The 13,906-nt window shown below is 64.3% G+C and carries 13 protein-coding genes; 9 read left to right on the top strand and 4 right to left on the bottom strand.

Annotated elements, in window-relative coordinates:
• Nucleotides 1-48 precede the first annotated feature (48 nt).
• From murA to UP09_RS08935, 5 genes are all read left to right on the top strand, one after another.
• Nucleotides 49-1,341: a UDP-N-acetylglucosamine 1-carboxyvinyltransferase gene (murA, locus tag UP09_RS08950; RefSeq protein ID WP_044537767.1), complete on the top strand. Its 1,293-nt coding sequence runs from the start codon at nucleotides 49-51 to the stop codon at nucleotides 1,339-1,341.
• 105 nt (nucleotides 1,342-1,446) lie between these two features.
• Nucleotides 1,447-1,887: a hypothetical protein gene (locus UP09_RS08945; RefSeq protein WP_044537766.1), complete on the top strand. Its 441-nt coding sequence runs from the start codon at nucleotides 1,447-1,449 to the stop codon at nucleotides 1,885-1,887.
• Nucleotides 1,888-1,920: 33 nt separating this feature from the next.
• Entirely contained in the window at nucleotides 1,921-2,748 is an 828-nt protein-coding gene (locus tag UP09_RS08940; RefSeq protein ID WP_156164532.1) for a hypothetical protein, read from the top strand.
• Between the two features lie 75 nt (nucleotides 2,749-2,823).
• The gene (locus tag UP09_RS37515) at nucleotides 2,824-2,949 is read left to right on the top strand and encodes a hypothetical protein (protein WP_502689035.1); all 126 of its coding nucleotides are present in this window, start codon (nucleotides 2,824-2,826) and stop codon (nucleotides 2,947-2,949) included.
• A gap of 76 nt (nucleotides 2,950-3,025) precedes the next feature.
• Nucleotides 3,026-4,444: an MATE family efflux transporter gene (locus UP09_RS08935; protein WP_052833039.1), complete on the top strand. Its 1,419-nt coding sequence runs from the start codon at nucleotides 3,026-3,028 to the stop codon at nucleotides 4,442-4,444.
• A 114-nt stretch (nucleotides 4,445-4,558) separates the two neighbouring features.
• Here the strand turns inward: UP09_RS08935 and UP09_RS08930 are convergent, their stop codons facing one another.
• Nucleotides 4,559-5,674 (bottom strand): FUSC family protein, encoded by a 1,116-nt coding sequence (locus tag UP09_RS08930; RefSeq protein ID WP_044537764.1) that lies wholly within the window; start codon nucleotides 5,672-5,674, stop codon nucleotides 4,559-4,561.
• A 147-nt stretch (nucleotides 5,675-5,821) separates the two neighbouring features.
• On the opposite strand from UP09_RS08930, the gene UP09_RS08925 reads away from it, so the two are divergent.
• Nucleotides 5,822-7,192 carry an MmgE/PrpD family protein gene (locus UP09_RS08925; protein ID WP_044537762.1) on the top strand — a complete coding sequence of 457 codons (1,371 nt, stop codon included), beginning with the start codon at nucleotides 5,822-5,824 and terminating at the stop codon, nucleotides 7,190-7,192.
• A 131-nt stretch (nucleotides 7,193-7,323) separates the two neighbouring features.
• Here the strand turns inward: UP09_RS08925 and UP09_RS08920 are convergent, their stop codons facing one another.
• From UP09_RS08920 to UP09_RS08910, 3 genes are all read right to left on the bottom strand, one after another.
• Nucleotides 7,324-8,751 (bottom strand): serine hydrolase domain-containing protein, encoded by a 1,428-nt coding sequence (locus tag UP09_RS08920; RefSeq protein ID WP_044537800.1) that lies wholly within the window; start codon nucleotides 8,749-8,751, stop codon nucleotides 7,324-7,326.
• Between the two features lie 196 nt (nucleotides 8,752-8,947).
• On the bottom strand, nucleotides 8,948-10,006 hold the full coding sequence (locus UP09_RS08915; protein WP_044537760.1) for a helix-turn-helix domain-containing protein: 1,059 nt from the start codon (nucleotides 10,004-10,006) through the stop codon (nucleotides 8,948-8,950).
• Nucleotides 10,007-10,069: 63 nt separating this feature from the next.
• Nucleotides 10,070-10,645 carry a GNAT family N-acetyltransferase gene (locus UP09_RS08910; protein ID WP_044537758.1) on the bottom strand — a complete coding sequence of 192 codons (576 nt, stop codon included), beginning with the start codon at nucleotides 10,643-10,645 and terminating at the stop codon, nucleotides 10,070-10,072.
• Nucleotides 10,646-10,881: 236 nt separating this feature from the next.
• Here UP09_RS08910 and UP09_RS08905 point away from each other — a divergent pair, with 236 nt between their 5' ends.
• The 3 genes from UP09_RS08905 to UP09_RS08895 all read left to right on the top strand — a co-directional run bounded on the left by UP09_RS08905 (nucleotide 10,882) and on the right by UP09_RS08895 (nucleotide 13,776).
• Entirely contained in the window at nucleotides 10,882-11,799 is a 918-nt protein-coding gene (locus UP09_RS08905) for a pirin family protein (protein WP_044537756.1), read from the top strand.
• 75 nt (nucleotides 11,800-11,874) lie between these two features.
• Nucleotides 11,875-12,789, top strand: a complete 915-nt coding sequence (locus UP09_RS08900) for a phosphoribosylaminoimidazolesuccinocarboxamide synthase (protein ID WP_044537754.1) — start codon at nucleotides 11,875-11,877, stop codon at nucleotides 12,787-12,789.
• Nucleotides 12,790-12,969: 180 nt separating this feature from the next.
• Entirely contained in the window at nucleotides 12,970-13,776 is an 807-nt protein-coding gene (locus UP09_RS08895) for a crotonase/enoyl-CoA hydratase family protein (RefSeq protein ID WP_044537799.1), read from the top strand.
• Nucleotides 13,777-13,906 lie beyond the last annotated feature (130 nt).

Genomic DNA, 13,906 nt, shown 5'->3' with positions numbered 1-13,906 from the left:
AATTTCGGGTAGCTCAGTCAGACTTTATCTGTCAGGGGACATTTCCGCGTGGCGCCTATCCAGTACATCGTAGAGGGCGGCCGCCGGCTGTCCGGTACCATCGAGCCGTCCGGCAACAAGAACGCCGCGCTGCCGATCATCGCCGCGGCGCTTCTCACCGAACATCCGGTCACGCTGACCAACGTCCCGCGGATCCGCGATACCGAAACACTGGTCGAGCTGTGCCGCTCGGTCGGCGCCTCGGCCGAATGGACCGAGCGCAACACGCTTGTGATCCATGCCAAGGAGATCCGCGCCGCCGATCTCGATCCCGAGCTGTGTGCACGCATCCGCGCCTCGATCCTGCTCGCGGGCCCGCTGCTCGCCCGCTGCGGCGAGGTGGCGCTGCCGCCGCCCGGCGGCGACGTGATCGGCCGCCGGCGTCTCGACACGCACTTTTTGGCCTTCGAACAGCTCGGCGCTACCGTCACCGCGACGCACCGGCTCGAATTCCGCGCCTCGCGCCTGAAGGGCGCCGACGTGTTCCTCGACGAGCCCAGTGTCACCGCGACCGAGAATGCGCTGGTGGCCGCCGTGGCCGCTCGCGGCACCACTTACTTGCGCAACGCGGCCTCCGAGCCGCATGTGCAGGACCTCGCGCATTTCCTGGTCGCGCTTGGCGCCAAGATCGAGGGCATCGGTACCAACACCATCATCGTGCACGGGCCAGCGACGCTCGGCGGCGCGACCTACGCAATCCAGCCCGATCATATCGAGGTCGGTTCGCTGATCGGACTCGCCGCGGTGACGCGCTCGCCGCTGCGCATCGCGCGGGCCGGCGTCGAGCATCTGCGCTCGATCCGGATGGGTTTTGAACGGCTCGGCATCGTCTGCGGCGTCGAGGACGACGATCTCGTGGTGCCGTCGGGCCAGACCATGAAAATCCAGGACGATTTCGGCGGCCATGTGCCGAAGCTTGAGGATCAGCCCTGGCCGGCCTTCCCGGCGGACCTGATGTCGATCGCAATCGTCACTGCCACCCAGTGCGACGGCATCATCCTGATGCACGAGAAGATGTTCGAATCGCGAATGTTCTTCGTCGACAATCTGATCGCGATGGGCGGCCGCATCGTGCTGTGCGACCCGCATCGCGCGGTCGTCGCAGGTCCCAGCCGGCTGCGCGGCGCGCCGATGAGCTCGCCCGATATCCGCGCCGGCATGGCGATGCTGCTCGCCGCTGTTTGCGCCGAGGGCACCTCCACGATCAACAACGCCGACCAGATCGAGCGCGGCTATGAGCGGATCGACGAGCGGCTGAACGCGCTCGGCGCCAGGATCAAGCGGATTCCGGCGCGATCCTGACCCCTGCGACAGCCCTTTTCGGGCTGGACACTCCACAATCTCTCGTTGTACGGTTCACTGGTTTACTTTATCTATTTTTCTGCCCGATCGACGCGGGAGATTGCTTTGGATCAGCAACAAAAATCCAATGACACGCCAATCGAAACTATAGCTAAGACGGTTCCTGGCGAATTTGTGAGCTTCGTCGTTCTGCTTAAGGCCTTCCTCGCAAGCAGTCCAAATTCTCTTGTCGTTTTAGGTATCCTGCTCACGGCTCTTTTACCGGTATATGCAAAGCGAATACTCGGCATCGCGTCATGGCCGCAGATTGCGCTCATGATGGTAAGCTACTTGGCCTGGTTTTTCCTGCTCATCCCGGACGAAGTCGATCATGTGCTTATGAACGTTTTCGCGAGCACCCTATCCTTCAAAAATAACATCACAACGTTCGCCGCGGTTGCGCTGGTTTTTCAATTCGCACTTCCCTTCTTCACAAAGCCAAAATCAGCCACTGGCGGCGGCACCCCGGCACCCGAAGCGCCATCTCCCGCTCCGCCTGGACAATAGAGAGCGCCACCGTGCAACCAAAGGGATAGGGGCATGCGCATCTTACACTTGGCGATTTGTTCAGTTGCAACACTGAGCTGTCTTGTGACAGCGGCGGCCGCCTCTGAGTGCGGTAGATGGGAACGAAACGAGCGCGATCAGCAGTTTGCGGCAGAGCCATTTGGTACGTTAGCGTTCGTGAGGGGGCCAAACTATTTTGTGCTCTCCCGCAACCGATGCACGAATCTAGACACATCCGCATTGACCTTTGCGGTGAACCACGTGGGCGCCACCGATTCACAGCCCAGCTTCGTGTCGGTCCACGTTGCGCTCGTAAGGGTCGGAGGTAACGTCCCGGATAAGCAGTATCTATTTCGAAGCCCCGGCTACTGGAATCGAGACAAAAGTGGCATCGCCTATCGATCTCTCCATCAACGAACTCACGAAGACTTCAATAGAGACTTGAACGGAGAGCAGTCGGAATTCGACAAGCGCTACGTCGATGACACTGGCCGCACCTGGAACGACAGCGTCGACACGGAAACCACTCCAGCTCTCCGATTTCAGACCTGGAACTATCGCACGACGTTCGTGACGAAGGATGAGCTACTGGATGCGTTGCGCAAGAAGCAGATAAGCCTCGCAACCCAGAACTATCTGATCGGCTACAAAGCCCGTTCATCCGGAGGAGCGAGTAACGCTCTTCCGACGTTTACTGTGAATGCGAATGGGTACGACTGCCTCTTTATCCGGACCGCGGGTACATCCAATTATGCCGACATCGATGGTGAGTATATGCTCAATTTGAACTCGCGCAGCCCATGTAAAGATATCATTAGCGGTTTCACATCGATCAGTGGCTGGTGGAATATCTTGAGGTGATCGCCGCGACGCATTTGTTATCTCGAGCCCAACCAGCGTTGGACCCGTCGATCCGGCAACTCGATCATCGTCCGCATGCGATTTGCCGAGGGCACCTCCAGGATCAACAACGCTGACCAGATCGAGCGTGGCTATGAGCGGATCGACGAACGGCTGAACGCGCTTGGCGCCAGGATCAAGCGAATTCCGGCGCGGACCTAGTCCTCCTGCGGCAGCTTGATCGCCTGCGGCAGCTTGGCCATGCTTTTAGCCTGCTTGCCGTGCTAAGCGTGCCGCCATGACCTCCATCGACAAGATCGAACCGGCCGCGCCGCGCGCGGCCGTTAACGTCACCAGGGCGGCCCTCGCCGTCCCGGGCAACCTGGTTACGGCCGAGCTTGCGCAAACGCTGAAGCTCGCGGTGCCGCTTGCGCTGACGCAACTCGGCCAGATCGCGATGATGACAACCGACCTCGCCTTCATCGGACGGCTGGGCAGTGATACCGTGGCCGCGGCGGCGCTGGCGCACACCGTGTTCTTCGTCAGCTTTACCTTCGGCATGGGGCTGGTGTCGGCGGTCTCGCCATTGGCGGCGCAGGCGTTCGGGGCGCGCGACCCGCGCGTGATGCGGCGCGCGCTGCGTGTCGGGCTGTGGGCGGCGCTGTTCATCGCACTGCCGTTGATGGCGCTGCCGTTCCATGGCGAAACCGTGCTGCTCGCGCTCGGCCAGGCGCCCGCGGCTGCGCATCTGGCCCAGCAATATCTGTTTGGGCTGGCCTGGGGTATCCTGCCGGCGCTGTGGTTCATCGCGCTGCGCGGCTTCATGAGCGCGGTGACCCGGCCGGAGCCGGTGTTGTGGATCACGCTGGTGGCGATCCCGGCCAATGCCGTGCTGGTCTATTTGCTGCTCTACGGCAAAGCCGGCATGCCCGAGCTCGGCCTGTTTGGCGCGGGACTTGCGACCACGCTGGTCAATTTCGGCATGTTCCTCGCCGGCGCGTGGTTCGCCGCGCGCCGGCGTCCGTTCCGGAAATACCACGTGTTCAGCCGGATCTGGCGGATCGACTGGCCGCTGATGGGCAAGCTGGTGGCCGTCGGTGCGCCGATCTCGCTGTCGTTCCTGCTGGAGTACGGTATGTTCGGTGCCGCCGGCCTCTTGATGGGCCTGATCAGCACCACCGCGCTGGCGGCGCATCAGATCGCACTGCAGATCGCCGCAATCCTGTTCATGGTGCCGTTCGGCATCAGCATGGCCGCGACGGTGCGGGTCGGCCACGCGGTCGGCCGGCGCGACCCGGGCGCACTCCGGCGCGCCGGCTATGTCGCAGTCGCACTCAGCGGCGTCTTCATGAGCATCATGACGCTCGCGGTGATCCTGGCGCGATTCGAGATCGCGGCGATCTTCCTTGGCGAAGCGACCGACACCACGGCACAGCTCACCGCGACGCTGCTGCTGATCGGCGCGACCTTCTTCATCGCCGACGGCGTCCAGACCACCACCGCCGGCGCGCTGCGCGGCATGAACGACACAAAGGTGCCGCTCCTGTTCGCCACCATCAGCTACTGGCTGGTCGGATTCACGTCGGCCTACGCGCTGGCGTTCTGGGCCGCGCTCGGCGCCAAAGGTGTCTGGATCGGACTCTCGCTCGGGACTGCCGTTTATGCGATCCTGCTGATCTTGCGTTTCCGCCTGCTGGCACGCAGACTGGCTGAATGAAGGTTCCGGATGAAGGTTGACGAGGTCGCGCCAAACGCCATCGCCTGATCGTGCCCGCGATGCTGCGCAAGGTCGCGGACTAGGTCATAACACGTCGCAACGCGTTGCCCGAGGTCAGGCCACGCGTTCTTCCGCGGCGTCCTCGTCCACACACCAATTCCCGTGGCAGCGCTTGAGATCCGTCAGGTTCTGCCGCATCTGCTCCAGCGAAAATCCGAGCGCGTAGAAGCGCTCGGCAGCGTCGACCGGCAGGCCGCGGATCAAACCATCATGGCGTATCGCGGCGACCTCGTCGCTGTAGGCGTGTAGCGCCGCGTCGACCGGAGCGATGTCCACGGCGCCGACGCCTGCACGAAGGGTCACGGCGACGGACGTCATGTAGGTGACGATCGCGTTGCTCACGTCGGACAACGGCCGCGCCAGCCGCGCCTGGATGTCAGCCGGCAGCGGAGTGCCGCTGGCGCGCCCGATCATCACGACATCGTGCCGCAGCCGCTGGACCGTGCGCAATAGCGGGCCGGTCTCCGGCCCGGAGGACAAATGCACGGCGCGCTCGCGCTCGGCTTCCGCGCCTGTTGCGTTGAGGTTGGTCACCGCCGTGCCAATCCCGTCCTGGATCCGGTGCAGCGCATCGTTGTCGAGACCGCGGGTCAGGCCGGCCAGCAATTCCGCGAACGCGGCCGAGAGCAGTTCCAGCAGCTTCGCCGCATTGATCCGTATCTGGCTGACCGCGCGCGACGGCAGCACCAGGAACGAGATCACAAGCCCGGTCAGCGCGCCGACCGTGACCTCGAGGACGCGGTCGATCGCGGAGTCCAGTGGATTGGTCTGATGTATCGTTGGCAGCAGCAGCACGATCACGGCCGTCACCGTCGCCGAGTTCAGGCTCGGATTAAGCGACGCGATGAAGGCCAGCGGCACGATCGCCAGCACCAGCAGCGCCAGCAGACTGCCCTCACCGGAATGCGGGATCAGCACCGCGATTGCCCCGCCATAGATAGCGCCACCGATGGTGCCGAGCATGTAGTCGCGGGTCGCCTTCAGCGAGCGGCCGACGCTCATCTGGGTGACGATCAAAGACGTCAGCACGGCCCACAGCGGCAGCATCAGGTGAAACGCGACCGCGATGGCATAGGCCGCCACCCCCGACGCCGCGATCCGGATTGCCAGCGCCAATTGCGTCCTGCGGGCCCAGAACGGGTCGAACATGCGTTTTGCGAAGGTCCTCATGCAGCCTGATCCGGAATCAATGGAAAGGTCCTTGATAGGTGAATTCGAGTTAAGCCACTTGGAGCATGGCTGCTGCCCGCGGCGGCAAGGCGGCTTGAAAGGCCTGACAGCCCCGCCTACCCTGCGCCGCAAAATTGAGGAAACACGATGGCTCACGAAACCGCAACGCTTGCCGCCTATGTCGCCGACCTGAAATATCAGGACATCCCGCCGGAGGTGCTGGAGCGCGCCAAGGTACTGACGCTGGATTTCCTCGGTAGCGCCATCCGCGCCCGCCGCGACGCGGAATCGACGCCCTCGCTGATGAAGATGCTGGAGGCGCTGGCGCTGGACGGCAAGGGCGAGGCCACTGTGTTCGGCGACGGGAAGACCTGGACGCCGGCCGTGGCGGCGCTGCTCAATGGCGCGCTCGGCCATTCGCTTGATTTCGACGACACCCATGCGGATTCCTCGCTGCATCCGAGCGCGCCCGTGGTGCCTGCCGCATTCGCGGTCGGCGAGATGGTCGGCGCCTCTGGCCGCGACGTGCTGACCGCGATCGTCGCCGGCTATGAAGTGTGCTGCCGCCTCGGCAACGCGCTCGACCCGACCTCGCATTACGCCCGCGGCTTCCACCCGACCGCGACCGCCGGCACCTATGGCGCCGCCGCCGCCGCGGCAAAACTGTTCGGCCTATCTAAGCAGCAGATCGCCTCCGCCTTCGGCGTCTCCGGCAGCCAGGCCGCCGGTTCGCTGCAGTTTTTGGTCAACGGCGCCTGGAACAAGCGCTACCAGGTCGGTGCTGCCGCGATGAACGGCGTGATCGCAGCGACGCTGGCGCGCAACGATTTCGTCGGCTCGTCCGAATCGGTCGAGGGCAAGCACGGCCTGCTGGTCGGCTACAGCGACAATGCGCATCCGGACAAGGCGGTGGCCGGCTTGGGCCACACCTACGAGACCATGAAGATCGGCGTAAAACCCTATCCGAGCTGCCGCTACACCCATGCCGCGATCGACGCGCTGATCGCGATGCGCAGGGAGCACAATCTGACCCCCGACCAGATCAAAAAGGTCGAGATCGGCCTGCACCGCAACGGCATCACGCTGACGGGCGACGCCGCCACCAAGCGGCACCCGACCTCGATCGTCGGCGGCCAGTTCTCGATGTTCTTCACCGGCGCCATCGCGCTGGATCAAGGACGCTTCGGCTGGGACGATTACGAGCGGCTGGGCGACAAGGCGATCGACGCGCTCGCCGACAAATTCGACGTGGTGCAGGACGACCGCCTCGAGGTCGGCCGCACCCACCCGTTCGGCGCCCGCGTCTCCATCACCACCGACGACGGTGTGCATGAGCGGCTCTACGCCGATCCCTCGGGCGAGCCGGCCTCGTTTCCCGATGCGCAGGCGATGCAGCAGAAGTTTCTGACGCTGGCGAGGCCGGTGCTCAACAAGCGCGCGGATCAGCTCGCGGATGCGATTCTCTCGCTGGAGCAGTTCGATCGTGTGGCGACCGCGACGCAGTTGGGGCGGCAGTAGCCCCTTGCTGTCATTCCGGGGCTCGCATAGCGAGAGCCCGGAATCCATCGAACCGCATCACTCGTGTCGGAATGGATTCCGGGCTCGTGCTTCGCACGCCCCGGAATGACGATGGAGAGAGCACGCATCTGTCAATTGCCGCCCGCAAGCGTCGCCTTGCTTGACGTTGCCGCTACGACATCGCGGACGAGATCGAACACGCCATCCGCCTCCACCGGCCAGTTCGGCGAACGGCCGAGACGGACGATGAAGAGCCGCTCCGACGGAATGACGATCACGTATTGCCCGATCGTGCCCTTGGCGAAGAAGGCATCGCGCGGCCAGCCGTGTGTGATGCGGTAGTTGGCGCCATGGCTGTCGCCGTGATTGGTCCAGAAGCCGGCACCGTAGCCGACCCAGGCGTTCGGCGTCGCTGACGCGGAGTATTTCACCCAGCCTTCCGGCAGGATGTGTTTTCCGCCGGCCATGCCGTCATTGAGATAGAGCTGGCCGAACCGCGCCCAGTCGCGCGCACTCGCCAGCATCTGGCTCGATCCTTCCGGCGTTCCCGCGGCATCGAACTCCAGAACGACATTACGCATGCCGAGCGGGCCGAACAATTCGCGACGCGCAAAGCGCATCACGTCCGCCGCGTGACCGCCGGCCGCATTGCGGAGCAAATGCGAGAGAATAATGAAATTGCCGTCGTGATAATTCCAGACCCGGCCGGGTGCGCTCTCCAGCGGAATGCTCTCGGCATACGCGGCCATGTCCGATTCCATGAACTTCATCCGGTTGACCGGCTCGAGCACTGACGCCAGTGAGGCCTGCAGCGAGCTGCCGAGCGCGAGTCCCGCGGTGTGACGCAGCAATTGGTCGACCGATATCGCGTGGCGCGGATCGCTTTGATTCTGCCAGGCCGCGATCGGGACCGGCTGATCGACCGTCAACTTGCCGTCGCGCACCAGAATTCCGACCAGCGCCGAAACCACCGATTTGGTCGCGGAGAAGCCGAGCAGCGGTGTATCGATGCCGATACCGTCGGCATAGCGCTCGGCGACGATGTGGCCGTCCTTCATCACCACGATCGCCCGGGTATGGCGGAACGGCGGTTGGGCGGGCTCGGCGAAGGCGCGGTCGAGGGCAGCGGCGAGCTGCGGGTTTTGCGGCGTGACGATTGATGGACCCGTGATGTCAGGCAGCAAGGCTGGCTGCGGGCTCGCAGGCGGCAGCGCGACATCGGCCGGAGCTTCGCCATGATCGAGGGTGCAGCCGAGGCCATCGCGATAGACGGCGTGGCTGCGGCCAAGGCCGAACAGCGTCACGTTGACGTCCTTGTGCGCGCGGTCGACCTGGGTGTGCATCGCCCAGGTGATCAGGCTGGTGCCCGGCATCGCTTCCATGGTCTCGGAGAAAATCCGGCCCGGTTCGAGGCCTGTCACGAAGGTTTCGGAGCAGATGATGTTGGCGACAAAGCCGGTCGCGACTTTCGGCACGTCATGGGCGCGGGCGGCGGACCAGACAAGCCCGCTGAGCGCGGTGGTGGCGGCAAGGATGAGAAGCAGCTTTCGACGGGTCACGATATCCTCCGGCATGGCGCAATGGGTGCGTGGCCGGATCAAGCAGCGCCGGACGGCCGAGCGCTCGCCGGATTTGGAAATCGGGCTGGGCGAAAGCTGAAAGCGGGTGGCCGATTCTAGAATTATCTTGTGATTACAATGACTAGAGCCGCTCGCTCGCTTTACCTCCCCGCAAGCAGGAGAGGGAAAAGAGCCCTCACGCCGCGCTCGCCTTGAGCCGCCGGTACTCCGTCGGCGTCACGCCCGTCGTCGCCTTGAAGGCGCGATTGAAAGGCCCGAGCGACTGGAAGCCGGCGTCCATGGCGATCGTGATAACCGGGACTTCGGCCTGGGTCGGATCAGCCAGCGCGGCCTTGGCCTCCTCGATCCGGTGGTTGTTGAGGAAGACGCTGAAGTTGCGGTAGCCGAGCCGCTGATTGATCAGCCGGCGCAGGCGGTATTCAGGGATCTTCAGCCGGCTCGCCAGCGTCCCGATCGTGATGTTGTCATGGCGGTAGATGCGCTCGTCCGCCATCAGCCGCATCAGGGCGTCGACCAGCTTCTGATCCGCCGCCTCCTCGGCCGCGACCGGCTTTGCCAGCGCGATGGCCTCGGGCGGCGCGGTGAACAGGTCGGCACCGTCGACCCGCATCATCGCCCAGGTGATCGCGGCCACGATGCCGGTGAGTACGCCCGCGTTGAGCAGATTGGCCCATTCCACCGTCACGCGGCTGCCGGCATACGCGATCTGCAGCAGCGCGTTCATTCCGCCGTAGAGCGCAGACGCGACGACGATGAAGACGCGGACGCGGCGGCGGCGTTCGACCAGATCCGCCGACCACGAGGCGATGGTCTGCGCCACCGCGAGCGCGATGAAGACGAGCACGAGCGAATTGACCATGGTGATCGCGATCCGCGCGTTGCCGCCGGGTGCGATCCACATGCAACTGACGTAGCTGAAGGCCACGACCGCGGCCCAGATCAGGCCATGCCACCAGCGTAGCCGAAAGGCGTCATCAAACAGCGCGCGGGTGAACAACCAGAACACCACGATGTCGCCGGTCGCGAGCGCGATCAGTGGCGCTTGCCCGGCCGAGACCGGCGACCCGGCACCGATCGACGCGGTCACCGCATGCGCAGCCGTGCCGAGCGCGAAGGCGATCGTGAGCCGCCCGGCCAGTACCTGGCGGAAATCCGCGAACATCGAGGCCGCAAGCACCAGCAGCAGCGTCACGGCGGCGGCGCGCAGGCACAGTTCTGTCGCGGCAAAGGTCATCGATCCGTTGGCTTCAAGTTGGAAACAGCAGCGGCACGAACATCGGTCCTCACACCTGCTTTTTCAAGAACCATCGCGCGGCCAGCGTTCGCGTGTCGTCACCCAGAGATCGACCGTATCTCCGTTGAGGTTGGCCTGACCGTCGATTGCGGCGCTCAACCGTCGCGCCACGCCCTGCGAGGCCACGTTGGCCGGATCGATGCAATGGATGATGCGATCGACCGTAAGATTGGCGAACACCCAGTCGATCGCGGCGCGCGCCGCCTCCACCGCATAGCCCTTACCGCGGCACTCTTTGGCGATGCCCCAGCCGACCTCGAAGCCCGGCCAGCCCGGCGGATACCAGGGACCAACACGCCCGATGTAGCGGCCGGAGGATTTCTCCTCGACCGCGAACATGCCGAAGCCATGGAGTGCCCAGTGTCCGGAGATTACGGCTGCGTTGCGCCAGCCGTTGATTTCTGAGGTCACCGGCTTGCGATCGGGCACGATGAAGCGCGCGGTTTCAGGATCGGACAGCATCGCCGTATTCGCTGCAATATCGGACGCGCGCCACGGCCGCAGGATGAGGCGCGCGGTTTCGATCACGGGACCATCGACCTGCAGCAGCTTCGCGCCGGGCTTGATCAGAGAAACCATGACGCCCTCCTGTTTCCGGAATTATGCCGCTGCCATCAAAGGTACGCCAGCGCCAAACTCCCCTGTCGTCCCTGCGAAAGCAGGGACCCATAACCACGAAATCGAGTTGTTGAAGCAGGCTGGGGCCCCAGCCTTCGTAACACAAGCATTTGTGGTTATGGGTCCCGGCTCGCGCTTCGCTTGGCCGGGACGACGGATAGAGAGTATGATGCGGCAAAGTCAGAAGGAGTTTTGCGATGAGCTGGACACCCGACCTTGATCCCGAATTCGGCGATCCCCGGACCTGCGATGCGATCGACCTCGTCATCGTGCCGCGCACCCGCGATCTCGGCGATGGGTTTGCGGTGCGTCGCGCGCTGCCGCACGGCAAGCGGCAGATGGTCGGGCCCTTCATCTTCTTCGATCATTTCGGGCCGGTGCAATATCTCGCCGGCAAGGGCATGGACGTGCGGCCGCATCCGCATATCGGCCTTGCCACCGTCACCTATCTGTTCGACGGCAGCATCATGCATCGCGACAGCGAGGGCAATATCCGGGAGATCCAACCCGGCGCGATGAACCTGATGACCGCGGGCCGCGGCATCGCACATTCCGAGCGCACCCCCGACGTGCAGCGCCGCGATGGCCAGAAAATGCTCGGCCTGCAGAGCTGGATCGCATTGCCCGCGGGCAAGGAAGAAATCGCCCCGTCGTTCCAGCATTACGCTGCCGGCGAATTGCCTGTTATCAATGAGCGCGACTTCACTGCGCGCGTCATCGCAGGCTCGGCGTTCGGCGTCACCTCGCCGGTCAGCATGGTGTCGCCGTGGTTCTATGCTGAGGTCACCGCGCAGGCGGGGACGAGCTTGCCGCTCGACCCCGACCATGAGGAGCGCGCGATCTATCTCGTCGACGGCGAGGTCGAGATCACGAACGAGCGCTATGAGGGGCCGCGGCTGCTGATCTTCCGGCCCGGCGATCGCATCACCGTGAAGACGACGAAGCCAACGCGCATGATGTTCCTCGGCGGCGACGCGCTGGAGGGGCCGCGCCACATCTGGTGGAATTTCGTTTCTTCCTCGAAGCAGCGGATCGAGCAGGCCAAACAGGACTGGAAAACCGGCCGATTCACGCAAGTTCCGCAGGAACATGAGTTCATTCCACTGCCGGAGTGAGCTATCTCCTGTCGTAGGCTCCCTTGCCGCCCGCGCGACGCTCGCGCGGGCGCGCGGCTTTCGAAAGATCACGCCATGACTGCGATGCTATCAAGCGATTTGCCCCTGCCCCGGATCGGCCGTGGCAAGGTGCGCGATATCTATGCCGTCGGCGACGACCGTGTGCTGCTGCTGACCACGGACCGCATCTCGGCCTTCGACGTGGTGATGGCGGAGACCATCCCGATGAAGGGCGCGGTGCTGACGCAAATCAGCGCCTGGTGGTTCCGGCAGCTCGAGGGCACCGTGCCGCACCACATGATCAGCGCCGATGCCGACGAGATCATCCGCGCGGTGCCTGATCTGAAGAACCATCGCGCCGACATCGTCGGACGCGCGATGCTGTGCAAGCGCACGACGGTGTTTCCGATCGAATGCGTGATCCGCGGCTACATCTCCGGCTCGGCGTGGAAGGAATACGCGGCCGAGGGCACGCTTGCCGGCGAGAAGCTGCCCGCGGGCCTGGTCGAAAGTCAAAAGCTGGAGCCCGCGATCTTCAGCCCGGCGACCAAGGCCGAGGCCGGCCATGACGAGAACATCACCGTGGCCCGGGTGCGCGAGATCCTCGGTCCCGACGTGGCGGCGACGCTGGAAAAGATGGCGCGCGATGTCTACGGCTATGGCGAAAAGACCAGCCGCGCCCGCGGCATCATCATTGCGGATACCAAATTCGAGTTCGGCCGCGACAGAGACGGCCGCATCATCCTGATCGACGAGGTGATGACGCCGGATTCCTCGCGCTTCTGGGCGGTCGACGCCTACAAGCCCGGCCAGCCGCAGCCGAGCTTCGACAAGCAGCCCTTGCGCGACTATCTCGACATCGAGCGCCGCGCCGGCCGCTGGAACGGCGACGCCCCCGCGCCGCCGCTGCCAGCGAGCGTTGTGGACGCGACGAGCAAGCGCTATCTCGAGGCTTACAGCCGCGTGACGGGGACGGAGTTGAAGGTCTAGCTCCAGCGCCATTGCGGATCGCGCAGCGACAGCGCAAATTCCCTCTCCGTCATTCCGGGACGCTCCGAAGGAGCGGGCCCGGAATCCATTCATCCGCGCACGCCGTGTGGCGAAATGGATTCCGGGTTCGCGCTTCGCGCGCCCCGGAATGACGACAAGAAAAACACCCAGGGAGCGCCCATGTCCGAATCCGATGCCGTGCTCGTCGAGCACGATGGTCCCATCACCATCATCTCCATCAACCGTCCACATTGCCGCAACGCCGTCGACGGTGCGACCGCACGCAAATTGTATGACGCATTCTTGGCGTTCGATGCCGATCAAGACGCATCGGTCGCCGTCTTCACCGGCACCGGCGGTTATTTTTGCGCGGGCGCGGACCTCAAGGCGGTGGCATCAGGCGATCCCAACAAGAAGCGCGAGATCGGCGGCCACAACACGATCGCGCCGATGGGGCCGAGCCGGTTGCGACTGTCGAAGCCTGTCATTGCCGCGGTCGAAGGTTTTGCCGTCGCCGGCGGCATGGAGCTCGCGCTGTGGGCCGACATGCGCGTCGTCGCGGAGGATGCCACCTTCGGCATCTTCTGCCGCCGCTTCGGCGTGCCGCTGATCGATCTCGGCACCATCCGCCTGCCACGACTGATCGGCCATTCGCAGGCGATCGACCTGATCCTCACCGGACGCCCCGTCGGCGGACCGGAGGCACTGCGCATGGGACTGGCGAACCGGCTGGTGCCAAAAGGCGAAGCCCGCGCGCACGCGATCGCGCTCGCCAAAGAGATCGCGCAATTCCCGCAAAAATGCCTGCGCGCCGACCGCCTCTCAGCATTGCGGCAATGGGACCTCGAGGAAGAGGACGCGATCAAGAATGAGATGCGTGGTGGCCTCGAGGTGATCGCCTCGGGCGAGACATTATCCGGCGCGACCCGCTTCGCCTCGGGCATCGGCCGTCATGGCGCATTCGGTGGCGAGAGCGGAGGCGGTTGAATCTCCTGTCATCCCGGCGAAAGCCAGGATCCATAATTACCGCCGCAATTTGGTGAGCACGCTGCGGCTCAACCTGACCGCGCCCGAACCTCCTGTGGTGATGGGTCCTGGCTTTCGCCAGGAGGACAAG

This window comes from Bradyrhizobium sp. LTSP885 (assembly GCF_000938305.1).
Taxonomy (GTDB): Bacteria; Pseudomonadota; Alphaproteobacteria; order Rhizobiales; family Xanthobacteraceae; genus Bradyrhizobium.
The sequence above is the reverse complement of the archived record's forward strand: the minus strand, read 5'-3'. Positions and strand labels throughout refer to the sequence as shown.